This is a genomic window from Ramlibacter sp. (assembly GCF_035655895.1).
GTDB lineage: Bacteria > Pseudomonadota > Gammaproteobacteria > Burkholderiales > Burkholderiaceae_C > Ramlibacter.
Window position 1 is genome coordinate 1 of record NZ_DASRTN010000015.1, and the last position, 23062, is coordinate 23062.

Genomic DNA, 23062 nt, shown 5'->3' on the forward strand with positions numbered 1-23062 from the left:
GGCCCCAGAACAGCTGCGGGTTGCTGGTCATGACCTGCGGCCCGGGCTGGATGTTGTGGATGGTCATGGCGCCCACCATCAGCGCCATCACGGCGTTGGGCGGGATGCCCAGCGTCAGCAGCGGGATGAACGAGGTCTGGGCGCCGGCGTTGTTGGCCGACTCGGGCGCCGCGACGCCGCGGATGTTGCCTTTGCCGAACGGCACTTCGCCGGGCTTGAGCTTGGTCTTCTTCTCGATGGTGTACGCGGCGAAGGCGGCCAGCAGCGCACCGCCGCCGGGCAGGATGCCCAGCGCCGACCCGAGCGCAGTGCCGCGCAGCACCGCCGGCACCATGTTCTTGAAGTCTTCCTTGGTGGGGAACAGGCCCGACACCTTGCCGGTGAAGACCTCGCGGTCCTCGGACGACTGCGACAGGTTCTGGATGATCTCGCCGTAGCCGAACACGCCCATCGCGATGGTGATGAAGCCGATGCCGTCGGTCAGCTCCGGGATGTCGAACGAGAAGCGCGCGACACCGGAGTTGACATCGGTGCCCACCAGGCCGAGCAGCAGGCCCAGCACGATCATCGCGACCGCCTTGACCAGCGAGCCGGAGGCCAGCACCACGGCGCCGATCAGGCCCAGCACCATCAGCGAGAAGTACTCGGCCGGGCCGAACTTGAAGGCCACCTCGGTCAGCGGTGCCGCGAAGGCCGCCAGGATCAGCGTGCCGACGCAGCCGGCGAAGAACGAGCCGAGGCCGGCGGCGGCGAGCGCCGGCCCGGCCCTCCCCTTGCGCGCCATCTGGTAGCCGTCGATCACGGTCACCACCGACGACGACTCGCCCGGCAGGTTGACCAGGATGGCGGTGGTGGAGCCGCCGTACTGCGCGCCGTAGTAGATGCCGGCCAGCATGATCAGCGCCGACACGGGAGGCAGCGCGTAGGTGGCCGGCAGCAGCATCGCGATGGTGGCGATGGGGCCGATGCCCGGGAGCACGCCGATCAGCGTGCCCAGCAGGCAGCCGACGAACGCGTACATCAGGTTGATCGGCGTGAAGGCCACGCCGAAGCCGGTCATGAGGTTGGAAATCAGGTCCATGTCGGGGTCCGTGGGTCAGCCGGCGATGAAGGTCGGCCAGACGGGGAACTGCAGTTTCAGCAGCACCACGAAGGCGAGGTAGCTGCCGATGGCCAGCACCGTGGCCAGCACGACCACTTCGCTGAACTTGAACTCGTCGCCCGCCAGCGCGGCGACGAACGTGAGGCCGTAGATGCCCACGATCAGGCCCATCGGCGGGATGCCCAGCCGCGGCAGGCCGCCCAGCAGCAGGCCGAACAGCACGTTGGCACCGATGATGAAGCCCAGCGGCTTCCAGGCCCAGGGGCCGATCTTCTCGCCGTCCTCGGTCTCGACGACCAGCGACTCGAACATGACGAATGCGCCGAGCGCGGCCAGCAGGATGCCCAGCACCAGCGGGAAGTATCCCGGGCCCATGCGGGCGCCCTCGCCGATGTTGTAGGTGGTGGCGCCGAAGGCGAATGCCGCCCCGACGGTGCAGAACATCAGCCCCGCGAAGAAGTCTTTCTGGCTCTTGATCCTCATGCCTGTCCTTGTGAACGCGTCGGCCCCTGCCTGGGTGCGAGCCGACCGGAGCATTAGGTTCGCGCCAGCCTGACCTCTGGCTGACCCGGGCGGTTGGTGAAAGTGCGTAGCATTCCGGCTGCGGACGGAGGTACACCGGGGCCATGCGAATCCTGCTGATCGAAGACGACGTGGTGCTGCGAGACGTGATGGTGCGCAGCCTGCGCGATGCGGGCCACCGGGTGGACGTGGCGGGCACGCTGGAGGAAGCCGACCAGTTGTGGCAGATGGCGGGCTTCGACGCCGTGCTGCTCGACCTGAACCTGCCGCACAACGCCAACCCGCGCAGCGGACTGGGCAGCGGCCTCACTGCCCTGCGCGCGGCGCGCGCCCGCGGCGACCACACGCCGGTGCTGGTGCTCACCGCGCGCAACCGCACCGACGAGCGCATCGCGGGGCTCAATGCCGGCGCCGACGACTACCTGGGCAAACCCTTCGACCTGGCCGAAGTGGAGGCGCGGCTGCGCGCGGTGGTGCGGCGCACCACCGGCACCCAGGACCAGGTGCTGGTCGGCGGCCTGGGCCTGGACCGGGTCAGCCGCCGCTTCAGCCTGCATGGCCAGCCCCTGGAGCTGCCCGCGCGCGAGTTCGAGGTGCTCTGGGAGCTGATGACGCCGGCCGGCCGCGTGGTCAGCAAGCGCGAGATGGCCGAGAAGCTGTCGGACCTGGAGGACTATCTCGGCGACAACGCGCTGGAGGCCTTCATCTCGCGCCTGCGCAAGAAGCTGGTCGGCAGCGGCGTGCACATCCGCACGCTGCGCGGGCTGGGCTACCTCCTCGAGGCCGAGGCTTGAAGGAGACCGCGCAACCGCCACGGCTGTCGTCGCGGCTGCTGCGGCACGTGCTGGTGCCGCTGGCGCTGACCTGGATCGCAGGCAGTGCCGTCTCCACCGGCATCGCCTACTGGTTCACCCAGCGCGCCTTCGACCGTTCGCTGCTGGACGACGCCGCGCTGATCGCCTCCAACGTGCAGGCGCGCGGCGGCGAGATCGAGCTGACGCTGTCCAGCCGCGAGATGAACCGGGTGCTGTTCGACCAGGTCGAGACCGCGTACTTCAGCGTGCAGCGCATGGACGGCAGCGTGGTCGCCGGCGTGCAGGAGCTGCGCATCCCGCCCGCCTCGGGCGCGACGCCGTACCGCTTCCAGGACGTGGAGCTGCGCGGCGACCGGCTGCGCGCCGTGACCCTGCACCGCGAACTGCCGCTGCCGTTCGACGTCGTCGTGGCCGAGACCACGGTGGCGCGCAACGTGGCGCTGCAGCGGCTGATCTGGCTGTCGCTGGTGCCCCAGCTGCTGCTGCTGCTGGTGCTGGGCGGCTGGCTGCGGCTGGCGATCCGCAGCGACCTGCGCCCGCTCTCGCAGCTGCAGGAGGCGCTGGGCCGCCGCAGCGCCAACGACCTGGCTGCGATCCACGTCGAGGCCACCACCCGCGACCTGGCCACGCTGGCCGCCGCGCTGAACGCGTTGCTGGCACGCCTGGAACGCAGCGTGCGGGCGCAGCGCGAGTTCGCCGGCAACGTGGCGCACGAGCTGCGCACGCCGCTGGCCGGCATCCGCGCCCTGGCCGACTACGGCCTGTCGCAGAGCGATCCGCAATCCTGGCGCGAGCAGTTGCAGCGGATCGCGGCCAGCCAGGCGCGCGCCAGCCGGCTGGTCGACCAGCTGCTCGAACTGGCGCTGGCACTCGAGGCCGAAGCCGGCCTCAAGCTGGAGCCGGTGGCCCTCGACGAGCTGGTGCGCGATGCGGTCCTGCGCTTCCTGCCGCGCGCCGACGCCGCGGGGGTCGACCTGGGGGCGGTCGGCATCGACGTGCCGTGCAGCGTCAACGCCGATGCCACCCTGGTGGACGGCATCCTGATCAATCTGCTCGACAACGCGCTGCGGTACGGCCAGGCGGTCGACGGCCAGCCGTCCACCGTGACGGTGTCGATCGAGCGCGCCGCCGAGACCGTCACGCTCTCGGTGCAGGACAACGGGCCGGGGCTGCCCGGCGAGCTGCAGGCGCAGCTGGTGCAGCGCGGCTCGCAGGGGGACACCGGGCAGCTGCTCGGCCAGGGCGCCGGCCTGGGCCTGGCGCTGGTGTCGCAGTACGCGACGCTGATGAACGCCTCGATGGCGCTGGGCAGCGGGCCGGGTGGCCGCGGCTGGCTCTGCAGCATCCGCTTCGCAGCGGCGTGAGCGCGCTCAGGCGGCCAGCAGGGCCGGCAGCTCGCGCATCGCCGTGAAGAGCGTCGCGGCGCCGGCGGCGCGCAGGGCGGCCGCGGCGTCGTGGCCGGCCTCCGCCGGGCAATAGCCGAACACCGTGGCACCGGCAGCCCGCCCCGCGGTGGCGCCGGTGACGGTGTCCTCCACCACCGCGCAGCGGCGCGGATCGACCTGCAAGGCCGCCGCTGCGGCGAGGTACACGTCGGGCGCAGGCTTGGAACGGGGCAGCTCGTGGCCGCTGAAGATGCGGCCCTCGAAGAAGCGCATCAGGCCGCACTTGGCCAGCTGGAGCTCGACCTTCTGCCGGTCGGCGCCGCTCGCGCACGCGATGCGCCCGTCGAAGGCACGGTGGATGCGCTCGACCGCCTCGACCGCGCCGGCGACGGCCACCAGCCCGGCCTCCAGCTGCGCATTGCGGCGCGCGCGGAACAGGGCCAGCCACTCCTCGGTCAGGGGGCGGCCGGTGCGGGACTCGATCAACCCGCGCTGGTCCTTCACCGCCTTGCCCAGGAACAGCCGCATGCACTCGGCCGTCGTGAGCGTCCAGCCGGCCTCCTCCAGCATGTCGCGCAGGACGCCGTTGGTGATGGGTTCGCTGTCGACGAGGACGCCGTCGCAGTCGAACAGGACGGCTTCGAATCGGGAAGGAGTGGTGGTCATGCGGCCGGGGATCGTACCAAGGGCGGCGCGACCGCCTGCGCCGCGGCCGGGCCGCTTCAGCCCACCGCGGCGTCGAGCACGAACAGCAGCCACTCGGGCCGCATGTTCAACCGCAGCGGCAGGATGCTCACGCCCAGGCCGCTGGTGACGAAGGCCGGTAGGCCCCGATGCTGCACCCAGCCGTAGGCCCACTGGCGCGGCGCCGCGCCGGGCACCATCGGCGCGCCGATCCCCGGCAGGAACACCTGGCCGCCATGCGTGTGGCCTGCCACCAGCAGCCCCTGCACCGGCGGCATGTCGAGCAGGCTGGCCGGGTCGTGCATCATGACCAGCGCCGGCCGGTCCGCCGGCACCTCGCGCAGGGCGCGCGCGGGATCCGAATGCCCGGTGTAGTGGTCGCCGACACCGGCCAGCCACAGCCCGGCGTCGATCTGACGGGCCTCGTTCTCCAGCACCCGGATGCCACGCTGCTCCAGCGCGGCCCGGAAGGAGGCGCCGCCATGCCACCAGTCGTGGTTGCCCAGCACCGCGTAGACGCCCAGCGGGGCGCGCAGGCCGCCGAGGATGGCGGCGATCTCGACCTCCGCGGGCTCGCCGGAAGCCGTTTCGTAGTCGCGGTCGGCAATGAAGTCACCGGGCAGCAGGACCACGTCCGGGTGCGCCGCGTTGATCTCCTCGACAAGGTGGCGGGCCCGCTCGGGCGTCATCACGCGCCAGGCCGCCCGGGGCGACAGGTGCCAGTCGCTCGCGACCGCCACCTTCAGCGGCGGCCCCTGCCAGCCCGGCACGCGGTGGTCGATGCGGCGAGCGGCGACCCAGCGCGGCTCGATGCCCACCGCCCAGATGGCGAGCAGCACGGCCGCAAGGGCGGCGATCCGGATGGCGCGCCGCAGCCAGCCGCGGCGGTGCCCAGCAGCCGCGTCAGCCAATGTCGCCGTCCCGGTAGAACCAGCGCCCATCCGCGCGCACGAAGCGGCTGCGCTCCTGCAGGCGCCCGCCGCGGCCCTGCACCCGGTAGCGCGCCACGAACGCCACCTCGGCATGGTCGGGATCGGGCTGCCGGTGGTCCTTGACCTCCAGGCCCAGCCACCGGGTGCCCGGTTCGGGGCGCACGTCCGCCGGGCGTGTGTCGGGGTGCCAGGTCGCGAGCAGGTAGGCCTCGTCGTTGCGGACGTAGGCGGTGTAGCGCGAGCGCATGAGCGATTCGGCATCGGGCGCTGCCTGGCCCGCCAGGTAGCGGCCGCAGCATGCCTGGTACGGCAGCGGCCGGCCGCGCGGGTCGGTGCGGCCGCAGGGGCAGGGGTCGGAGGACGTCATGCGTGCCGGACCGGTCCGGCGGGCACGCGGCCGTGCGGGGTTCGCGCCATGCCGGGCTCCTACAGCCCGCGCTGGATCAGGATCTTCTGCACGTCCGAGGTGCCTTCGTAGATCTGGCACACCCGCACGTCGCGCCAGATGCGCTCCACCGGGAAGTCGGCCACGTACCCGTAGCCGCCCAGCGTCTGGATGGCCGCGCTGCAGACGCGCTCGGCCATCTCGCTGGCGAACAGCTTGGCCATCGCCGCTTCCTTCAGGCAGGGCCGGCCGGCATCGCGCAGGCTGGCGGCATGCCAGATCAGCTGCCGCGCGGCCTCGAGCTGGGTGGCGCAGTCGGCCAGCCGGAATCCGACCGCCTGGTGGTTGAAGATGGCGGTGCCGAAGCTGTGCCGGTCGCGCGCATACGCCAATGCCACCTCGAACGCGCTGCGCGCCATGCCCACGCTCTGCGCCGCGATGCCGATGCGACCGCCTTCCAGCGCCGACAGCGCGATGCGGTAGCCCTCGCCCTCCTCGCCGATCAGGTGGTCGGCCGGAATGCGGCAGCCGTCGAGGTTGATCTGGGCGGTGTCGCTGGAATGCTGGCCGACCTTGTCCTCCAGCCGGGCGACCACGTAGCCGGGCGTGTCGGTGGGCACCAGGAAGGCGCTCATGCCCTTCTTGCCGGCGGCCTTGTCGGTCACGGCGATCACGATCGCGAGCTGGCCGTTCTTGCCGCTGGTGATGAACTGCTTGACGCCGTCGAGCACGTAGCCGTCGCCCTCGCGCCGCGCGGTCGTGCGCAGCGCCGAGGCATCGCTGCCCACGTGCGGCTCGGTCAGGCAGAACGCGCCCAGCAGGTCGCCGCGCGCCAGCGGCGCCAGCCAGCGCTGCTTCTGCGCCTGGCTGCCATAGCGCAGCAGGATCGCGTTGACCGGGCAGTTGGTGACGCTGATGGCGGTGCTGGTGCCGCCGTCGCCGGCCGCGATCTCCTCCAGCACCAGCGCGAGCGTCAGGTAGTCGAGGCCGGCGCCGCCGTAGGCCTCCGGCACGCAGATGCCGTACGCCCCGAGTTCGGCCAGCCCGCGGTGCGCCTCGCGCGGAAAGACATGCTCCTTGTCCCAGCGCGCGGCGTGCGGCCAGAGCTGCTCCTGCGCGAACGCGCGCACGGCATCGCGGATCGCCTCCTGCTCGGTCGTCAGCAGCATGCCCCGTCCCCCCTCAGCGGCCGGCGCCCAGGTCCATGACCAGCCGGCTGGCCAGGTACAGGCGGCGCGGGATCGCGTCGATCATCACGTACTCGGCCTGGTTGCTGTGGTAGCCGAAGCCGGGCAGCCCCAGGCTCTCGAGCACGGGCTTGCCCGACAGGGCGGCATACGCCGCGTCGGTGCCACCGCCGGTGCGCTCCACCACGTTGAGGCGGCCGCCGGTCTCGGCATAGATGGCGACGGCGCGCTGCACCAGGGCCCGGCCCGCGGCGTCGGCGTTGAACGCCGGGCGGCCGTACTCCGGCGCGATCGTGATCACGCTCTTGTCCAGCTTCTTGCGCCCCTGGATGCGCTGCTCCAGCGTGCGCAGCAGGCCATCGAGGTCTTCCTTGCGCGCATAGCGGATGTTGGCTTCCAGCTGCGCCTCATCCGGGATGATGTTGGCGACCTGGCCGCTCTTGCCGACCGTCCAGTTGAAGCGCAGGTCGCGGGCCTTGTCGTCCAGGTCCATGGTGCGCAGCACGATGTCGGAAGCCTCGACCAGCGCGTTGACGCCCAGCTCCGGCGCGGCGCCGGCGTGCGAGGCCAGGCCCTTGACGCCGACCTTGTAGTAGACGATGCCGGCCGTGCCGAGGGTGAGGCTCTCGGCCATCGCGAGCGTCGGCTCGAACGACAGCACGACGTCGCTCTCGCCGGCCAGGCGCTGGATCAGGTCGCGCGAGCCGAACGAGCCGCGCTCCTCGTCGGTGTTGAACATCACCGTGATCTGGCCGTAGTCCTGGAAGCCGCGCGCCTTCAGCAGCTTGAGCGTGTGCAGGATCATCGCCACGCCGCTCTTGTCGTCGGCAATGCCGGGGCCGAACGCCCGGGCGCCGTCGACACGGAAGGCCGCCTTGGCCAGCGTGCCGCGCACGTACACCGTGTCCATGTGGGCCATCAGCAGCAGCTTGCGGCCGCCTCGGCCGGACAGCCGGCCGACGATGTTGTCGCCGACGGCGCCGCCGGCGGCCGGGTGGCGGGTGACGGTGGCGCCCAGCGCCTTGAGTTCGTCTTCCAGCAGGCGGCCCATCGCGGCCATGCCCACCGTGTCGCCGGTGCCGGTCTCGATGTTGACCAGCCGCTCCAGCGTGCGGACCACGGCCGGCTGTTCCGCCGTGGCGGCGGCCATCAGGGCCGCGTCGACCGGACGGGCCGCCGGCGCGCTGGGAGCAGCGGCGGTGGCCGTGGGGCTGGCGGCCACCGGGGCGGCAGGCGCCGCGCCGCCGCTGGCGACGGGATTGCTGCCGCAGGCGGCCAGGGCGAGGACGGCGGCCATCAGGGCCGCGGGGGCGAATTTGGGATGCATCTGCTCTTCTCCGTGAATCGTTCTTGGAAGCGCGCCTGGCGGCACCATGGTCACCAGCCCTGGAAGGGCGATCCGTCGTGGTCCAGGAAGGCGCCGCTGTGGCGGCGGGTGAGCTTGCCGATGGCCTGCCGCATCGAGGCGACGCTCTGCTGCGCGGTGAGCGGCGCGCCGGGCCCGCCCATGTCGGTCTGGACCCAGCCGGGGCTCATCGCCGCGAACACCGCGCCCGGGTACTCGTGCCGGGCGGCCGCCACCACCATGTTGAGGGCGGCCTTGCTCGCGCGGTAGAGCCAGCCAAAGCTGGAGTCGGTGCCGGCGATGTGCGCCATCTGGCTGCTGAGGAAGACGAAGCGGCCGCCGGCAGCCTCGACCAGCGGGGCCACCTGCGGGATGGCCTGCATCGCGCCAAGCACGTTGGTGTGCATCAGGCGGTCGAAGTCCTGCTGCGTGGGCGGCTCGGCGGCGCCCGCGGTGCTGTAGACCCCGGCCACGTACAGCGCCAGGTCGATCCGCTCGCCATCGAGCTGCCAGGACAGGCCGCTGATGCTGGCCGGATCCGCCACGTCGAGCTTGAGCGTCTTGGCGCCGAGCGCCTCGAGCGCCTGCAGGCCGTCGCTGCTGCGCGCGGTGGCGATCACCGTGTCGCCGGCGGCACGGTACTGGCGGACGAACTCCAGCCCAATGCCGCGCGAGGCGCCGATGACCAGGACGGTGCTCATCGCACCACCCCGCCGGTGCTCGCGGCCGTCACACCAGCTCCAGCGCCAGGGCCGTGCCCTCGCCGCCGCCGATGCACAGCGTGGCGATGCCGCGCTTGCCGCCACGCGCCTGCAGCGCATGGATCAGCGTGACCATGATGCGCGCGCCGGACGCGCCGATCGGGTGGCCCAGGGCGCAGGCGCCACCGTTGACGTTGACGATGTCGTGCGACACCTTCAGCTCGTGCATCAGCGCCATCGGCACCACCGCGAACGCCTCGTTCACTTCCCACAGATCGACGTCGGCGACCTTCCAGCCGGTCTTGGCCAGCAGCTTCTGGGTGGCCCCGACCGGCGCGGTGGTGAACCACTCGGGTTCCTGTGCGTGCATCGCATGGCCGACGATGCGGGCCAGCGGCTGGCAGCCCAGGCGGCGCGCGGTGCTCTCGGTCATCATCACCAGCGCCGCGGCGCCGTCGTTGATGCTCGAGGATGACGCGGCGGTGATGGTGCCGTCCTTCTTGAACGCGGGCTTGAGCGTCTGGATCTTGTCGAGCTTGACCTTGCCCGGGCCCTCGTCGACCGAGATGACCGACTCGCCGGCGCGCGTCTTGACCGTGACCGGGGTGATCTCGGTGGCGAAGGCGCCCGACTCGGTGGCCTTCTTGGCGCGCGTGACCGAGGCCATCGCGAATGCGTCCTGGGCTTCGCGCGAGAACTTGTACTTGGCCGCGCAGTCCTCGCCGAAGGTGCCCATCGCGCGGCCCGGCTCGTAGGCGTCCTCCAGCCCGTCCAGCATCATGTGGTCGTAGACCCTGTCGTGGCCCATGCGGTAGCCGCCGCGGCCCTTGAGCAGCAGGTAGGGCGCGTTGGTCATGCTCTCCATGCCGCCGGCGACCATCACCTCGTGGCTGCCGGCCAGCAGCATGTCGTGGGCGAACATCGCCGCCTTCATGCCGGAGCCGCACATCTTGGACAGCGTGACGGCGCCGGCGCTCTTGGGCAGCCCGCCCTTGAAGGCCGCCTGGCGCGCCGGAGCCTGGCCCTGGCCGGCCATCAGGCAGTTGCCGAACAGCACTTCGCCGACGGCGTCGGCCGGGATGCCGGCGCGCTCGACGGCGGCTCGGATCGCCGCGCCGCCGAGGTCGTGCGCGGAAAGCGTGGAAAAGTCGCCCTGGAAGGCCCCCATCGGGGTGCGGGCGGCGCTGACGATGACGACGGATTCGGCCATGGTGTGCTCCTTTTGGAAGATCGGGATCAGGTGGAATGGACGACAGCGCTGCGTTCCTCTTCGGCGATGCGGCGCAGGTAGTCCTGGAACTGGGGGTCCTCGCCGCGCAGCAGCAGCGGCAGGGCGTTGTGGAAGTCCTCGCGACGGCACCACTCGCGCATGTAGTCGTCCCAGCTGTTCCAGCGGCGGCGCTCGTCCTCGCTCATGCGCGGCTTGTAGGCCACCAGGTAGGCGCGCTCGAACAGCGACATCAGCATATCGAAGATCACGAGCATGCGCTCGCGCTGCTCGGCGCTCGGGTCGGCGAGCGGCTCGTTGGTGCGCAGCTGCAGGTCCGGATGGGCCAGCACGACCTTGAGGAAATCGTTGTACGCGTTGGAGAGCAGCTGGTACTGCTCTTCCTCCTCGTTGTCGCGCTCCTTGCGCTGCTCCCAGGCGAAGAACAGGATGGCCACCGGCAGGCCGAGCGCGGTGACCACGAAGCTGGCGAGTTCCCAGGCGTCGCGGGCGTTCATGGGCGCGACCGGATCCAGCCGGAGATGTCGGCGACGACGCGCTCTTCCAGGCCGTTGAAGCCGTGGTGGGCGAAGGCCTCGCATGCCGGCCCCTGGCTGCGGCCGCCGGCATAGGTGACGAGCTGGCTGGTCCCCGGATTCAGCCGGGCCATCAGTTCGGGCAGCCGGGCCGGCGGGCAGACCTGGCAGGCATCGTCCTGGTGGTGCACGACCAGCACCGGCATGCGCAGCTCGTGCAACGGCCACTGCTGCACCGGGATGGCCGTGACGTTGCCGAAGCGGGCGCTGTCCAGGATGGTCGAGGTCAGCACCAGGCCGTCGGGCGCCTGCTCGTCGCGCAGCCGCAGCGCACCATTGGCGGCCGAATGCGTGCCCCGGCTGGTGCCGACCAGCCAGACCTGCTTGCCGAAGCTGCGGCGGGCCCATGCCACGGCCGCCCCGAGGTCCTGCGCATGCTCGGCGCTGTCGCGGAAGCTGCCCCGCAGCTCCGGCTGGTCGCTGGGCGTGTCGAGCAGCACGACGGCATGCCCGTGCGACACGAAGAGCTGTCGCGAGCGCACCAGGAAATTGCCGTCGCGGCGCATGCTGCCGTTGGGGTAGATGCCCAGCTGGCCACCGCCGCCGGTCAGCAGCACCAGCACGCTGGAGACATCGGCGGCAGGGCGCACGACCAGCATCCGCAACTGCACGCCCGGCCGGGTGGGCAGGTCGACCACCTGCGCCTCCTGGGCCAGCGCCGGCGCGCGCAGCACGGCCAGCAGCAGCGCCCCCGCGACGGCCCAGGTGCGTCGCGTGGTCACGACCGGACCTCCTGCGCCTGGCGGTGCGCGAAGCGCTTGTCCGGGTCGTACGGGAAGACGTCGTGCACGTGGCCCGCCGCGATGCGCGCCTTCTGTCGCTGCCAGAAGCCGGCGTCCAGCAGGTCCGCGTGGTGGCGCATGAAGGCTGCGCGCACGGCCGCGTTGCCCAGCAGGAACGGCGCGAAGGTCTCGGGGAACACGTCCTTCGGGCCCACCGGGTACCAGACCTCGCCCGACAGTTCCTCTTCCTCGGTGCGCGGCGCCGGCACCGTGCGGAAGTTGCAGTCGGTGACGTACTCGATCTCGTCGTAGTCGTAGAAGACCACCTTGCCGTTGCGCGTCACGCCGAAGTTCTTCCACAGCATGTCGCCGGGGAAGATGTTGGCGGCCACCAGGTCCTTGATGGCGTTGCCGTACTCGACGACGGCGTGCTCGATCTGCTCGCGGGCCGCGCGGGCCGCGGCCGCATCGCCGTGCTCCAGCGCGTCGAACGCCTCGGCCAGGTAGATGTTCAGCGGGATCATCCGCCGCTCGATGTACAGGTGCTTGATCACGACCTCCTCGTGACCGTCGCCATCGCGGTCGCCGATCTCCAGCTGGCTGGGGGCATGGCGGCGGATCTCGGCGATGAGGTCGTCCTCGAAGCGGTCGCGCGCGAACGCCACCTCGCTGTACTCCAGGGTGTCGGCCATGCGCCCCACGCGGTCATGCTGCTTGACCAGCAGGTACTTGCCCTGGATCTGCTCGCGCGTGGTGTCCTTGGGCGGCGGATAGAAGTCCTTGATCACCTTGAACACGTACGGGAAGGACGGCAGGTCGAACACCAGCATCACCATCCCCTTGATGCCCGGGGCGATGCGGAACTTGTCGCTGGAGTGCTTCAGGTGGTAGAGGAAGTCCCGGTAGAACAGCGTCTTGCCCTGCTTGGCCAGGCCAAGCGCGTTGTAGATCTCGGCGCGCGGCTTGCGCGGCATCAGCGAGCGCAGGAACTGCACGTACGCCGCCGGGATCTCCATGTCGACCAGGAAGTAGGCCCGCGCGAACGAGAACAGCATCTGCAGGTCGTCCTCGCCGAACAGGCAGGCATCGATCACCAGGCGCCCCGCGTCGTCGTGCAGGATCGGCAGCGCGAACGGCACTTCGTTGAAACCGTTGATCAGCTTGCCGACGACATAGGCGCCCTTGTTGCGAAAGAACAGCGACGACAGCACCTGGATCTGGAAATTGGCGCGCAGCTTCACGTGCGCCAGCCGTGCCCCCATCGCGTCGAGCACGTGGCGCGCATCGCGCTCCAGGTCCGCGAACGGCCGCTGCAGCCGGAAGTTGTCGATGATGCGCACGATGTTGGCATGCAGCGTGTCGCGCGTGGGGTAGTAGGCGCGGTAGGTCGGCGTGGCCGCCGGCTCGTCGTTCTCGATGTACTCGGTGCTGACCGCGGGCCGCACGAAGATGAAGTCGTTGTGGAAGTAGGTGCGGTGCAGGATCTTGGTCGTGACCGAGTTGAAGAACGTCTCGGCCAGCTCGGGCTGGTGGTGCTCGATCAGCAGGCCGATGTAGTGCAGCTTGGCCTGGTGCCACACCGCCATCGGCTGCTCGCCCGCCCGGAACTCGGTCTCCAGCCGCGCCACCGCCTCGTTGACCCGCAGGTCGTAGAACTCGATGCGCTCACGCTGCGCCCGCTGCTGGCCGTGCCAGTCGGCCGCCTCGAAGCGCGCCTTGGCCCGGGCCGACTCCTGGCGGAACAACCGGTAGTGGCGGTCGAAGCCGTCGAGCATCGCCTGGGCGATGGCATAGGCCACCGGCGAGTCGAGGCGCTGCGGGAACATGGCTGCGTTCCGGTTCAGCCCCGCCTGGCGACGGCGCGCTGCACGGCGTCCCGGTAGCGCGTCTCGATGTCGTCGGTCGAGGAGACCGACATCCCCAGGTCGTGCAGCAGGCCATCGTGCACCCCGAAGGCCCAGCCGTGCACGGTGACCCGCTGGCCCTTGGCCCAGGCGTCGGTCATCACCGTGCTCACGCCCACGTTGACCACCTGCTCGACCACGTTCAGGTCGACCAGCAGGTCGCCACGCCGGTCCTCCGGCACCGCCTCGAGCGACGCACGGTGGCGGTCGCGCACGTCCTGGATGTGGCGGATCCAGTTGTCGGCCAGTCCGACGCGGGTGTTGTTCAGCGCCGCCAAGACGCCGCCGCAACCGTAGTGGCCGACAACCATGATGTGTTCGACCTTGAGCATGTCGACCGCGAACTGGATGGTCGACAGCGCGTTCAGGTCGGAATGCACGACGACGTTGGCCACGTTGCGGTGGACGAACACCTCGCCCGGCTCCAGGCCTGTGATCTGGTTGGCGGGCACGCGGCTGTCGGAGCAGCCGATCCACATGAACTTGGGTTTCTGCTGCTTGACCAGTCCCGTGAAGAAGCCGGGGCGCGTGCGCTCCATCTCCGCGGCCCAGGCCCGGTTGTGGTCGAACAAGTCGTGGATGGTGGTCATGGCGGAATTGTCACCTCGGCCGTGGGTTGTCGTGCGGGATGGCCGCGCGTGCGTCGTCGCACGTACGGGATCGCCTGGATGGGCGGTTGCGGGAAGCGGCGGCGCCAGTCACATCGTCTCGGCGAACAGTTCGCGGCCGATGAGCATGCGGCGGATCTCGCTGGTGCCGGCGCCGATCTCGTACAGCTTGGCGTCTCGCCAGAGGCGCCCGAGCGGATAGTCGTTGATGTAGCCGTTGCCGCCGAACACCTGGATGCCCTCGCCGGCCATCCAGGTGGCCTTCTCGGCGCACCACAGGATGACCGACGCGCAGTCCTTGCGCACCTGGCGCACGTGCTCGCTGCCGAGCATGTCCAGGTTCTTGCCCACCGTGTAGCAGAAGGCGCGCGCCGCCTGCAGCACCGTGTACATGTCGGCGACCTTGCCCTGGATGAGCTGGAACTCGCCAATGCTCTGGCCGAACTGCTTGCGGTCGTGGATGTAGGGCACGACGTTGTCCATCACCGCCTGCATGATCCCGATCGGGCCGGCGGCCAGCACGGCGCGCTCGTAGTCCAGGCCGGACATCAGCACCTTGGCCCCGCCGTTGAGCGTGCCGAGCACGTTCTCGGCCGGCACCTCCACGTTCTGGAACACCAGCTCGCCGGTGTGGCTGCCACGCATGCCCAGCTTGTCGAGCTTCTGCGCGATCGAGAAACCTTTCATCGCCTTCTCGATCAGGAACGCGGTGACGCCGCGCGCGCCCAGCTCCGGCTCGGTCTTGGCGTAAACCACCAGCGTGTCGGCGTCCGGGCCGTTGGTGATCCAGAACTTGCTGCCGTTCAGGACGTAGTAGCCGCCCTTGTCCTCGGCGCGCAGCTTCATCGAGATGACGTCGCTGCCGGCGCCCGGCTCGCTCATGGCCAGCGCGCCGACGTGCTCGCCCGAGACCAGCTTGGGCAGGTACTTGCGCTTTTGCGCCTCGCTGCCGTTGCGCTTGATCTGGTTGACGCACAGGTTGGAGTGCGCGCCGTACGACAGGCCGACCGAGGCCGAGGCGCGCGAGATCTCCTCCATCGCGATCATGTGCGCGAGGTACCCCATGTTGGCGCCGCCGTACGCCTCGGGCACGGTGATGCCCAGCACGCCGAGCTCGCCCATCTTGCGCCACAGGTCCATCGGGAACTGGTCGCTGCGGTCGATCTCGGCGGCGCGCGGGGCGATCTCGCTGTCGGCGAACGCGCGCACGGCGTCGCGCAGCGCGTCGATGTCCTCGCCCAGCTGGAAGTTCAGGCCTGGCAGGTTCATGGGTGTCTCCTGGTTCCCGGTGTTCAGTGGCGGACGTCGTCGCGGCCGACGACGGTCATCAGCGTCGCATTCATCGTGGCCACCAGCTTCTCCCGCGCGCCGTCGAGCGCGTAGGCGCGGCCCTCGGCCACGGTGATGGTGCGCCCCGGCTTGATCACGCTGCCGACCATGCGGAAGCGCTGGCCCAGGGCGGGCGCGACGAAATTGATCTTGAATTCGATGGTGAGCACGCCCGCTTCGGCCGGCATCAGCGTGGAGCCGGCGTAGCCGCACGCCGAATCGAGTGCGGCGGCGATCACGCCGCCATGCAGGAACCCATGCTGCTGGGTCAGCCCGGCGGCCCACGCCATCGCGATCTCGACCTCGCCGGGCTCCACCCGCGCCAGGCTGGCACCGATCGTGCCCATGGCGGCTTGGCGGGCGAAGCTGACGCGGACCCGGTCGGCGAAGGCCGGATCGGCCGGCTCGAAGGAGGTGGCGGGCATGTCGGGGTGGTTGACGTTGACGTCAACGTCAATTATGCCCGCCGGGCACGCGGCGCGGCCTTCGCCGGCGCTCCCGCGGACGGCCTGGCCGACGCCCTTGCCGGGGCCTTCTCCAGCCGCGCCAGCAGCGCGCGCGCCTCGCGCTCGTGCACCTTCACCTCGTCGAGGTTGGCCTGCAGGTCGGCCAGCTGCTCCTCCAGCTGCAGGCGGTGCTGCGCCAGGATCGCCAGGAACTTCTTCAGCTGCGGCCCGGTGTCCCGCGGGCTGTCGTACATGTCGATGATCTCGCGCGCCTCCGACAGCGACAGCCCCAGCCGCTTGGCCCGCAGCGTGAGCTTGAGGCGGGTGCGGTCGCGCGCGCTGTAGACCCGGTTGCGGCCCCCCGGGCCGGAGCGCTCGGGCTGCAGCAGCCCCATGTCCTCGTAGAAGCGCATGGCGCGCGTGGTGAGGTCGAATTCGCGGGCGAGGTCGCTGATGGTGTAGGTGGTGGCCATGGCTGGGTTGAGGCGCCGGGACGTCGCCGCGGACCGCGTCCTAGAATGCGGCGATTACATCTGACGTTTACGTCAACGTCAATTGCGCGGCGGCACCACGATGAACCCCCAGGAACGACAGCTCGACTACCCCTTCGGCGACACCCTGCCGGCAGCCGGCGCGACGCTGGAGGTCGCGCCCGACGTGCGCTGGGTGCGCATGGCGCTCCCGTTCGCGCTCGACCACATCAACCTGTGGCTGCTGCGCGATGCGATCGACGGCCGCGAAGGCTGGAGCGTGGTCGACTGCTGCGTCGCGCGCGACGAGGCCAAGGTCCAGTGGGAGCAGGTGTTCGCCAGCTCGCTGCAAGGTCTGCCCGTCCTGCGCGTGATCGTCACCCACATGCACCCGGACCACATCGGGCTGGCGCACTGGCTGTGCGAACGCTGGTCGACGCCGCGCGAGGTGGGCAGCGGGCCGGCACCGGCCGCTGCATCGGGATGGCGCGAGGGAGACCCCTGGACCTGCCGCCTCTGGATCAGCGCGACCGACTACAACGCAGCGCGGATCGGCTCGCAGAGCACGACTGGCTTCGGCGGCGACAGTGCGGCCGACTTCTTCGCCTCGCACGGACTGTCGGATCCGGAGGCGATCGCCAAGATCCGGGCACGGTCGAGCTACTACCCCAGCATGGTGCCCGCGGTGCCGGCCAGCTTCCGCCGGCTGCAGGACGGCGAGACGGTGGCCATCGGCGGGCGCGCCTGGGAATGCATCAGCGGCTTCGGTCACGCGCCGGAGCACATCGCACTGTTCTGCCCCGAGCTGAAGGTCCTGGTGAGCGGCGACATGGTGCTGCCGCGGATCTCGACCAACATCAGCGTGCACGACGTCGAGCCCGAGTCGAACCCGCTGCGGGCGTTCCTCGCGTCGATCGACAAGTTCCGGCGGCTGCCGCCGGACACGCTGGTCCTGCCCTCGCATGGCAAGCCGTTCACCGGTCTGCACCGGCGCATCGAGCAGCTGCACGCACACCACCGCGAGCGGCTCGCCGACGTGCTGCTGGCCTGCGCGCAGGAGCCCCGCACCGCGGCCGAGATGCTGCCCGTGCTGTTCAGGCGCACGCTGGACCTGCACCAGACCACCTTCGCCATGGGCGAGGCGGTGGCCCACCTGCATGCGCTCTGGTTCGACGGGCAGCTGCGCCGGCGGCAGGGCGACGACGGCGTCTGGCGGTTCGTCGCGGCCTGAGCCGGCGCGACGCGCTCACCAGGGCGGCAGCGCCTCCTCGCGCAACTGGCCGCGCAGCGCCGCGTAGTCCGGCACCACCGTCGCGACCGTGTCCCAGAAGCGCGGGCTGTGGTCCATCACCCGCAGGTGCGACAGTTCGTGGGCGACCACGTAGTCGATGACCGGCAGACGGAAGTGGACCAGCCGCCAGTTGAGCCGGATGGTCCCGTCGGCATGTGCGGTGCCCCAGCGCGTGCCGGCGTTGCTCAGCACCAGCTTCTTCCACTGCACGCCCAGCTGCGGCGCGAAGTGGTCCAGCCGCTCGGTGAACAGGCGCTTGGCCTGGCGCATCAGCCAGGCCTGCACGGCGTCGCGGATCTGCTCGCCCGTCGCGTGCTGGGGCAGGCCGACATGCAGCGTGAGGCGCGGCACGCCAGGCAGCGCCTGGCCGTCGGTGTTCAGGCTGGCGCCACCCTCGGCCCACTGCCGGCGCGAGTCCAGCACCACGATCACCTGCTCGCCGAGGAAGGGGATCGCCGCGCCGTCCTGCCAGGCGATGCGCGCCGACTCGACCCGCTCTCGGCGCTCGCGCGCGGCATCCAGCTTGGCCAGGATCCAGGACGACTTGCTCTGCACTGCGGCGTCGACTTCGGCCAGCGGCACCCATTTGGGCGCACTGACCGTGAGCCCTTCGGGACCGACCACGAAGCCGATGCTTCGGCGCTTGCCGCGCTTGAACTCGTAGGCGACGAAGGTGTGGCCCAGCACGGCCCGGCGGTTGGCGCGCGGATGGTGGAAGGTCGCGGGCGCGAGCACGGCTTCCAGCGGCTCCGCCGGCCGGGTCGGGCCGGGGTCCGGCACGGCGCGGACGGGATCGGGCGCCGGCGCGCTCGGCAGGGTGGGCGCCGGGTCGCCGAACAGGTCGAGCGTCAACTGCAGCAGCTTCGACATGGAGCCGCAGTCTAGCGGTAGGCGTCCGGGTCGATGCGGCGCATCTCGGCTTCGATCCAGGCCTGGACCTCCCGCATCAGCTCCTCGGGTTCGCGACCTTGGCTCGGGATCGGCGGGCCGATCACGACGTCCACCACGCCGGGCCGCTTGAGGAACGCCTTGCGGGGCCAGACCTTGGCCGAGCTGACCGCGACCGGGATCACCGGCGCGCCGGTGGCGATCGCCAGCCGCGCGCCGCCGGTCTTGTAGTTGCCGGCCTGGCCGCGCGGGATGCGCGTGCCCTCGGGGAACATGATGATCCAGATGCCCTGCGCGAGCAGCCGCTTGCCCTGCTCCACCACCTTGTTGAACGCCTGGGTGCGCTGGCTGCGGTCGATGTGGATCATGTCCAGGCGCGCCATCGCCCAGCCGAAGAACGGCACGTACAGCAGCTCGCGCTTGAACACGTAGGCCAGCGGATGCGGCATCAGCACCGGCATCAGGAAGGTCTCGAGCGTGGACTGGTGCTTGACCAGCAGGATGGCCGGGCTGGTGGCGCCGGTCGGCAGGTTCTCCATGCCGGTCACGCGCCATTGCACGCCGCACAGCGTCCGCAGGCCGCGGACCGCCCAGCTCAGCCAGGTCACGGCCATCCAGTACATCGGGATGCCGCGCCGCCAGATCGAAGCCACGAGCATGATGATCGCCCACGGGATGACGGTGACCAGCATCCACAGGGCGTGGAGCATCGAACGGAGGAAGTTCATCGGGGAAGGGTGCTGTTGTCCTGGTGTCGTGCGGCGGCCCGGGGCGCAGGCCGCTGCCCGCTGCGTGCGGGCGGACCGGAGGTCGTGCCCGGGGCGCCGCCGCGATGCTGCGTGGCGCCGGTCATGCCGGGGGCCGCGGCGCCGGGCGCGCCACCAGCCAGTCGGCAAAGGCGGCGAGGTCCTCGTGCACGCGCGTGCCGGGCGGGAAGGTGTCGGGCAGTTCGCGGCCGCGGAACTCCGAGCCCTTGCCGGTCAGCACGAGGTGCGGATCGCAGCCGGCGGCGACGCCCGCCTGCAGGTCGCGCAGCCCGTCGCCCACCACCGGTACGCCCTTGAGCTCGATCCCGAAGCGCTCGCCGATCTGCTCGAACAGGCCGGGCAGCGGCTTGCGGCAGAGGCAGCCTTCGTCGGCCGTGTGCGGGCAGTAGAAGATCGCGTCGACGCGGCCGCCGTGCGCGGACAGCAGCTTGTGCATCTTCGCGTGCATGGCATTGAGCGATGCGACGTCGAACAGGCCTCGGCCCAGGCCCGACTGGTTGGAGGCGATCACCACGTGCCAGCCGGCATGGTTCATCTTCGCGATCGCCTCGAGCGCGCCGGGCAGCGGCTGCCACTCCTGCGGAGACTTGATGAACTGGTCGCTGTCGGCGTTGATCGTGCCGTCGCGATCGAGGATGACGAGCTTCATCGCTGGGACCCTCCGGCCATGGCGCGTGCCGCCCGGCCACGACACCTCGGGCCGGCGTGCCCGGACGGCGTCGGCGCCCCGCCGCGCGCAGCGTGGCAGATCATGCGGCCAGCCGCGACAGGTCGGCCACGCGGTTCATCGCGCCGTGCAGGCTGGCCAGCAGGCCCAGGCGGTTCAGGCGCAGGTCCAGCTGCTCGGCGTTGACCATCACGTCGTCGAAGAAGGCGTCCACCGGGCCGCGCAGCGCGGCCAGGGTCTGCAGCGAGCCGGTGTAATCGCCGGCCTCGAACTGCGAGCGCGCGCGCGGCGCGACGTCGCGGGTGGCCTGGTACAGCGCCTGCTCCGCCGGCTCCTTGAGCAGCTCCTCGCTGACGTGCGGGTCGACCGCACGCTCGGCCTTCTTCAGGATGTTGCCGATGCGCTTGTTGGCAGCAGCCAGCGCGGGCGCCTCCGGCAGCGCTGCAAACGCACGCACCGCGGCCAGCCGCTTGCCGACGTCGCCCAGCCGTTGCGGGCGCAGGGCCAGCACCGCGTCGACTTCCTGGGCACTGTAGCCCTGCTCGCGCAGCGAGCCGGCCAGGCGATCGAAGATGAAGTCGGCCAGCAGCGCGGGGGTGCCGGGGTCGGCCTGCGGGAACAGCGCCACCGCGTCGTTGATCAGCTGGTCGAGCTGCAGCGGAAGATCCTTCTCGATCAGCATGCGCACGATGCCCAGGGCATGGCGGCGCAGCGCGAACGGATCCTTGTCGCCGGTGGGCAGCTGCCCGATGGAGAACAGGCCGGCCAGGGTCTCGAACTTGTCGGCCAGCGCCACCGCCACGCCGACCGCACCACGCGGCAGCGCATCGCCGGCGAAGCGTGGCTTGTAGTGGTCCTCGATGGCGTCGGCGATGTCGGCCGGCAGGCCGTCGGCCTGCGCGTAGTAGCGCCCCATCGTGCCTTGCAGCTCCGGGAACTCGCCCACCATGTCGGTCAGCAGGTCGGCCTTGGCGAGCATCGCGGCCTGGTCGGCCTGGCGCGCCAGCAGGTCGCCCTGCCACCGCGCACCGATCGCCTGCGCGAGCCGGCGCACGCGCTGCACGCGCTCGCCCTGCGTGCCGAGCCTGTTGTGGTAGACCACCTTGGCCAGGCCGGCGACGCGCGACTCGAGCGACTTCTTGCGGTCCTGGTCGAAGAAGAACTTGGCGTCGGCCAGGCGCGGGCGCACCACCCGCTCGTTGCCGCCCACCACGGCCGAAGGGTCCTGCGGACGGATGTTGCTCACCACCAGGAACTGGTTGGTGAGGCGGCCGTGCGCGTCCAGCAGCGGGAAGTACTTCTGGTTGGCCTTCATCGTGAGGATCAGGCACTCCTGCGGCACGTCGAGAAATTCCTTCTCGAACGCGCAGACCAGCACGTTCGGGCGCTCCACCAGCGCGGTCACCTCGTCGAGCAGGGCCTCGTCCTCGATCGGCCGGGCGCCGGCGCCCACGCGCTGCGCGGCGGCCTGCAGCTGGCGCACGATCTCGGCGCGGCGGGTCTCGAAGCCGGGGATGACGGCTCCGAGCTGTTCGAGCACCTCGGCGTAGCTGTCGGCGTCGGGCACCGCCACCTGCGCCGACGAGGCCTCGAAGCGGTGGCCATGCGTCGTGTTGCCCGCCTTCAGGCCCAGCGCCTCGATCGGCACGACGTCGCTGCCGTGCAGCGCCAGCAGGGAATGGGCCGGACGCACGAACTTGACGTCGGTCCAGCCGTCGGCGAGCTGGTAGGTCATGACCTTCGGGATGGGCAGGCGCGTGATGGCCTCGGCCAGCGCCTTCTGCAGGCCTTCGGCCAGCGTCGCCCCGCGCACCGTGCTCTCGTAGAACAGGGCCTCGGCCTTGCCGTCGGGGGCGCGCTTGAGCCCGGCGGCGGCCGAGGCGTCCGCCCCCAGCGCCTGCAGCTTCTTCAGCAGCGCGGGGGTCGGCTGGCCTTGCGCGTCCAGGCCGACGCTCACCGGCATCAGCTTCTGCGAGCTGGGTCTGTCGGCGGCGCGGTCAGCCACGGCGCTCACGTGGGCGGCGAGCCGGCGCGGCGAGGCATAGGTTGTCAGCTGCGAGGCGGCCGTGGCCAGCCCTTGCGACCGCAGCTGCTCCAGCAGCGTGGCGCCGAACGAGTCGCCCAGCTTCTTCAGCGCCTTGGGCGGCAGTTCCTCGACGAACAGTTCGACCAGCAGGTTCTTCGTTGTCATGCTCAGGCCGCCTTCTTGGCCATGCGGGCCACCCACTCGCGCGGTGCCATCGGAAAGTCCAGCCGCTCGCGGCTCTCGTAGTAGCTCTGCGCCACGGCACGCGCCAGGTTGCGGATGCGGCCGATGTAGGCGGCACGTTCGGTCACGCTGATCGCGCCGCGCGCATCGAGCAGGTTGAAGGTGTGCGCCGCCTTGAGCACCTGCTCGTAGGCCGGCAGTGCCAGCTGCTGCTCCATCAGGTGGCGGGCCTGCTTCTCGTGGGCGCCGAACGCGGTGAACAGGAACTCGGCGTCGCTGTGCTCGAAGTTGTAGGCCGACTGCTCCTTCTCGTTCTGCAGGTACACGTCGCCGTACGACAGCCCTTCGGTCCAGGTCAGGTCGTACACGTTGTCGACGCCCTGCAGGTACATGGCCAGCCGCTCCAGGCCGTAGGTGATCTCGCCCGTGATCGGCTTGCAGTCGATGCCGCCGACCTGCTGGAAGTACGTGAACTGGGTCACCTCCATGCCGTTGAGCCAGACTTCCCAGCCCAGCCCCCAGGCGCCCAGCGTCGGGTTCTCCCAGTCGTCCTCGACGAAACGGATGTCGTTCTTCTTCAGGTCGAAGCCCAGCGCCTGCAGCGAGCCCAGGTACAGCTCCAGGATGTTGGCCAGTGCGGGCTTGAGCACCACCTGGAACTGGTAGTAGTGCTGCAGACGGTTCGGGTTCTCGCCGTAGCGGCCGTCCTTGGGGCGGCGGCTCGGTTGCACGTAGGCAGCCTTCCAGGGCTCCGGGCCGATGGCGCGCAGGAAGGTGGCGGTGTGCGAGGTGCCGGCCCCGACTTCCATGTCGTACGGCTGCAGCAGCGCGCAGCCCTGGGCGTCCCAGTACGACTGCAGCTTCAGGATGATTTGCTGGAAGGTGAGCATTGGCCCGATT

General features: G+C 70.6%; 24 protein-coding genes. 3 read left to right on the top strand and 21 right to left on the bottom strand.

The annotated features are described in order from the left end of the window. Both VFE82_RS19270 and VFE82_RS19275 read right to left on the bottom strand, forming a co-directional pair. Nucleotides 1-1081 (bottom strand): tripartite tricarboxylate transporter permease (locus VFE82_RS19270; RefSeq protein WP_325001968.1); only part of this gene is annotated, 1081 nt, incomplete at its 3' end. Nucleotides 1082-1096: 15 nt separating this feature from the next. After that, entirely contained in the window at nucleotides 1097-1585 is a 489-nt protein-coding gene (locus VFE82_RS19275) for a tripartite tricarboxylate transporter TctB family protein (RefSeq protein WP_325001969.1), read from the bottom strand. A gap of 143 nt (nucleotides 1586-1728) precedes the next feature. Here VFE82_RS19275 and VFE82_RS19280 point away from each other — a divergent pair, with 143 nt between their 5' ends. Further along, a complete protein-coding gene (locus VFE82_RS19280; RefSeq protein WP_325001970.1) occupies nucleotides 1729-2418 on the top strand; it encodes a response regulator transcription factor in 690 nt (229 codons plus the stop codon). Beyond that, nucleotides 2415-3803 carry a sensor histidine kinase gene (locus VFE82_RS19285; RefSeq protein WP_325001971.1) on the top strand — a complete coding sequence of 463 codons (1389 nt, stop codon included), beginning with the start codon at nucleotides 2415-2417 and terminating at the stop codon, nucleotides 3801-3803. The genes VFE82_RS19280 and VFE82_RS19285 overlap by 4 nt, the downstream gene beginning before the upstream one ends. A gap of 6 nt (nucleotides 3804-3809) precedes the next feature. Here the strand turns inward: VFE82_RS19285 and VFE82_RS19290 are convergent, their stop codons facing one another. The 14 genes from VFE82_RS19290 to VFE82_RS19355 form a co-directional block, all read right to left on the bottom strand. Then, nucleotides 3810-4490: an HAD family phosphatase gene (locus VFE82_RS19290; protein ID WP_325001972.1), complete on the bottom strand. Its 681-nt coding sequence runs from the start codon at nucleotides 4488-4490 to the stop codon at nucleotides 3810-3812. 56 nt (nucleotides 4491-4546) lie between these two features. Next, nucleotides 4547-5347, bottom strand: a complete 801-nt coding sequence (locus tag VFE82_RS19295) for a metallophosphoesterase (protein ID WP_325001973.1) — start codon at nucleotides 5345-5347, stop codon at nucleotides 4547-4549. Between the two features lie 64 nt (nucleotides 5348-5411). Further along, the gene (locus VFE82_RS19300; protein WP_325001974.1) at nucleotides 5412-5807 is read right to left on the bottom strand and encodes a YchJ family protein; all 396 of its coding nucleotides are present in this window, start codon (nucleotides 5805-5807) and stop codon (nucleotides 5412-5414) included. Nucleotides 5808-5866: 59 nt separating this feature from the next. Then, entirely contained in the window at nucleotides 5867-6994 is a 1128-nt protein-coding gene (locus tag VFE82_RS19305; protein ID WP_325001975.1) for an acyl-CoA dehydrogenase family protein, read from the bottom strand. Nucleotides 6995-7007: 13 nt separating this feature from the next. Next, nucleotides 7008-8339 (bottom strand): glutamate carboxypeptidase, encoded by a 1332-nt coding sequence (locus tag VFE82_RS19310; protein ID WP_325001976.1) that lies wholly within the window; start codon nucleotides 8337-8339, stop codon nucleotides 7008-7010. Nucleotides 8340-8389: 50 nt separating this feature from the next. After that, the gene (locus VFE82_RS19315; RefSeq protein WP_325001977.1) at nucleotides 8390-9058 is read right to left on the bottom strand and encodes an SDR family oxidoreductase; all 669 of its coding nucleotides are present in this window, start codon (nucleotides 9056-9058) and stop codon (nucleotides 8390-8392) included. Between the two features lie 28 nt (nucleotides 9059-9086). Further along, entirely contained in the window at nucleotides 9087-10268 is a 1182-nt protein-coding gene (locus VFE82_RS19320; protein WP_325001978.1) for an acetyl-CoA C-acyltransferase, read from the bottom strand. Nucleotides 10269-10294: 26 nt separating this feature from the next. After that, on the bottom strand, nucleotides 10295-10783 hold the full coding sequence (locus VFE82_RS19325; RefSeq protein WP_325001979.1) for a hypothetical protein: 489 nt from the start codon (nucleotides 10781-10783) through the stop codon (nucleotides 10295-10297). After that, on the bottom strand, nucleotides 10780-11583 hold the full coding sequence (locus tag VFE82_RS19330) for an alpha/beta hydrolase (RefSeq protein ID WP_325001980.1): 804 nt from the start codon (nucleotides 11581-11583) through the stop codon (nucleotides 10780-10782). The genes VFE82_RS19325 and VFE82_RS19330 overlap by 4 nt, the downstream gene beginning before the upstream one ends. After that, nucleotides 11580-13409 (bottom strand): bifunctional isocitrate dehydrogenase kinase/phosphatase, encoded by a 1830-nt coding sequence (aceK, locus tag VFE82_RS19335; RefSeq protein WP_325001981.1) that lies wholly within the window; start codon nucleotides 13407-13409, stop codon nucleotides 11580-11582. Before aceK ends, VFE82_RS19330 begins: the two co-directional genes overlap by 4 nt. Before the next feature lie 14 nt (nucleotides 13410-13423). Beyond that, nucleotides 13424-14077, bottom strand: a complete 654-nt coding sequence (gene can / locus VFE82_RS19340) for a carbonate dehydratase (RefSeq protein ID WP_325001982.1) — start codon at nucleotides 14075-14077, stop codon at nucleotides 13424-13426. A 108-nt stretch (nucleotides 14078-14185) separates the two neighbouring features. Then, nucleotides 14186-15364 carry an isovaleryl-CoA dehydrogenase gene (locus tag VFE82_RS19345; protein WP_325001983.1) on the bottom strand — a complete coding sequence of 393 codons (1179 nt, stop codon included), beginning with the start codon at nucleotides 15362-15364 and terminating at the stop codon, nucleotides 14186-14188. Between the two features lie 23 nt (nucleotides 15365-15387). Beyond that, the gene (locus tag VFE82_RS19350) at nucleotides 15388-15849 is read right to left on the bottom strand and encodes a PaaI family thioesterase (protein WP_325001984.1); all 462 of its coding nucleotides are present in this window, start codon (nucleotides 15847-15849) and stop codon (nucleotides 15388-15390) included. A gap of 32 nt (nucleotides 15850-15881) precedes the next feature. Next, entirely contained in the window at nucleotides 15882-16343 is a 462-nt protein-coding gene (locus tag VFE82_RS19355; protein WP_325001985.1) for a MerR family DNA-binding transcriptional regulator, read from the bottom strand. Between the two features lie 100 nt (nucleotides 16344-16443). Here VFE82_RS19355 and VFE82_RS19360 point away from each other — a divergent pair, with 100 nt between their 5' ends. Continuing rightward, entirely contained in the window at nucleotides 16444-17571 is a 1128-nt protein-coding gene (locus tag VFE82_RS19360) for an MBL fold metallo-hydrolase (protein ID WP_325001986.1), read from the top strand. Nucleotides 17572-17586: 15 nt separating this feature from the next. On the opposite strand, the gene VFE82_RS19365 is transcribed toward VFE82_RS19360, so the two are convergent. The 5 genes from VFE82_RS19365 to glyQ form a co-directional block, all read right to left on the bottom strand. Next, nucleotides 17587-18501, bottom strand: a complete 915-nt coding sequence (locus tag VFE82_RS19365) for a SprT family zinc-dependent metalloprotease (RefSeq protein WP_325001987.1) — start codon at nucleotides 18499-18501, stop codon at nucleotides 17587-17589. Nucleotides 18502-18512: 11 nt separating this feature from the next. After that, nucleotides 18513-19247 carry a lysophospholipid acyltransferase family protein gene (locus VFE82_RS19370; protein ID WP_325001988.1) on the bottom strand — a complete coding sequence of 245 codons (735 nt, stop codon included), beginning with the start codon at nucleotides 19245-19247 and terminating at the stop codon, nucleotides 18513-18515. 121 nt (nucleotides 19248-19368) lie between these two features. Beyond that, nucleotides 19369-19935, bottom strand: a complete 567-nt coding sequence (gene gmhB / locus VFE82_RS19375; RefSeq protein WP_325001989.1) for a D-glycero-beta-D-manno-heptose 1,7-bisphosphate 7-phosphatase — start codon at nucleotides 19933-19935, stop codon at nucleotides 19369-19371. A gap of 100 nt (nucleotides 19936-20035) precedes the next feature. After that, a complete protein-coding gene (gene glyS, locus VFE82_RS19380) occupies nucleotides 20036-22144 on the bottom strand; it encodes a glycine--tRNA ligase subunit beta (RefSeq protein ID WP_325001990.1) in 2109 nt (702 codons plus the stop codon). Between the two features lie 2 nt (nucleotides 22145-22146). After that, nucleotides 22147-23052: a glycine--tRNA ligase subunit alpha gene (glyQ, locus tag VFE82_RS19385; protein WP_325001991.1), complete on the bottom strand. Its 906-nt coding sequence runs from the start codon at nucleotides 23050-23052 to the stop codon at nucleotides 22147-22149. Between the last annotated feature and the right edge of the window lie 10 nt (nucleotides 23053-23062).

Excerpts from the sequence above, each read along its gene's own strand:
- VFE82_RS19315 (WP_325001977.1), bottom strand. The coding sequence starts at position 9,058 with ATGAGCACCGTCCTGGTCATCGGCGCCTCGCGCGGCATTGGGCTGGAG.
- glyS (WP_325001990.1), bottom strand. The coding sequence starts at position 22,144 with ATGACAACGAAGAACCTGCTGGTCGAACTGTTCGTCGAGGAACTGCCG.
- VFE82_RS19305 (WP_325001975.1), bottom strand. The coding sequence starts at position 6,994 with ATGCTGCTGACGACCGAGCAGGAGGCGATCCGCGATGCCGTGCGCGCG.
- gmhB (WP_325001989.1), bottom strand. The coding sequence starts at position 19,935 with ATGAAGCTCGTCATCCTCGATCGCGACGGCACGATCAACGCCGACAGC.
- VFE82_RS19275 (WP_325001969.1), bottom strand. The coding sequence starts at position 1,585 with ATGAGGATCAAGAGCCAGAAAGACTTCTTCGCGGGGCTGATGTTCTGC.
- VFE82_RS19320 (WP_325001978.1), bottom strand. The coding sequence starts at position 10,268 with ATGGCCGAATCCGTCGTCATCGTCAGCGCCGCCCGCACCCCGATGGGG.
- VFE82_RS19360 (WP_325001986.1), top strand. The coding sequence starts at position 16,444 with ATGAACCCCCAGGAACGACAGCTCGACTACCCCTTCGGCGACACCCTG.
- aceK (WP_325001981.1), bottom strand. The coding sequence starts at position 13,409 with ATGTTCCCGCAGCGCCTCGACTCGCCGGTGGCCTATGCCATCGCCCAG.
- VFE82_RS19325 (WP_325001979.1), bottom strand. The coding sequence starts at position 10,783 with ATGAACGCCCGCGACGCCTGGGAACTCGCCAGCTTCGTGGTCACCGCG.
- VFE82_RS19345 (WP_325001983.1), bottom strand. The coding sequence starts at position 15,364 with ATGAACCTGCCAGGCCTGAACTTCCAGCTGGGCGAGGACATCGACGCG.
- VFE82_RS19365 (WP_325001987.1), bottom strand. The coding sequence starts at position 18,501 with ATGTCGAAGCTGCTGCAGTTGACGCTCGACCTGTTCGGCGACCCGGCG.
- can (WP_325001982.1), bottom strand. The coding sequence starts at position 14,077 with ATGACCACCATCCACGACTTGTTCGACCACAACCGGGCCTGGGCCGCG.
- VFE82_RS19370 (WP_325001988.1), bottom strand. The coding sequence starts at position 19,247 with ATGAACTTCCTCCGTTCGATGCTCCACGCCCTGTGGATGCTGGTCACC.
- VFE82_RS19280 (WP_325001970.1), top strand. The coding sequence starts at position 1,729 with ATGCGAATCCTGCTGATCGAAGACGACGTGGTGCTGCGAGACGTGATG.
- VFE82_RS19310 (WP_325001976.1), bottom strand. The coding sequence starts at position 8,339 with ATGCATCCCAAATTCGCCCCCGCGGCCCTGATGGCCGCCGTCCTCGCC.
- VFE82_RS19355 (WP_325001985.1), bottom strand. The coding sequence starts at position 16,343 with ATGGCCACCACCTACACCATCAGCGACCTCGCCCGCGAATTCGACCTC.
- VFE82_RS19350 (WP_325001984.1), bottom strand. The coding sequence starts at position 15,849 with ATGCCCGCCACCTCCTTCGAGCCGGCCGATCCGGCCTTCGCCGACCGG.
- VFE82_RS19290 (WP_325001972.1), bottom strand. The coding sequence starts at position 4,490 with ATGACCACCACTCCTTCCCGATTCGAAGCCGTCCTGTTCGACTGCGAC.
- glyQ (WP_325001991.1), bottom strand. The coding sequence starts at position 23,052 with ATGCTCACCTTCCAGCAAATCATCCTGAAGCTGCAGTCGTACTGGGAC.
- VFE82_RS19300 (WP_325001974.1), bottom strand. The coding sequence starts at position 5,807 with ATGACGTCCTCCGACCCCTGCCCCTGCGGCCGCACCGACCCGCGCGGC.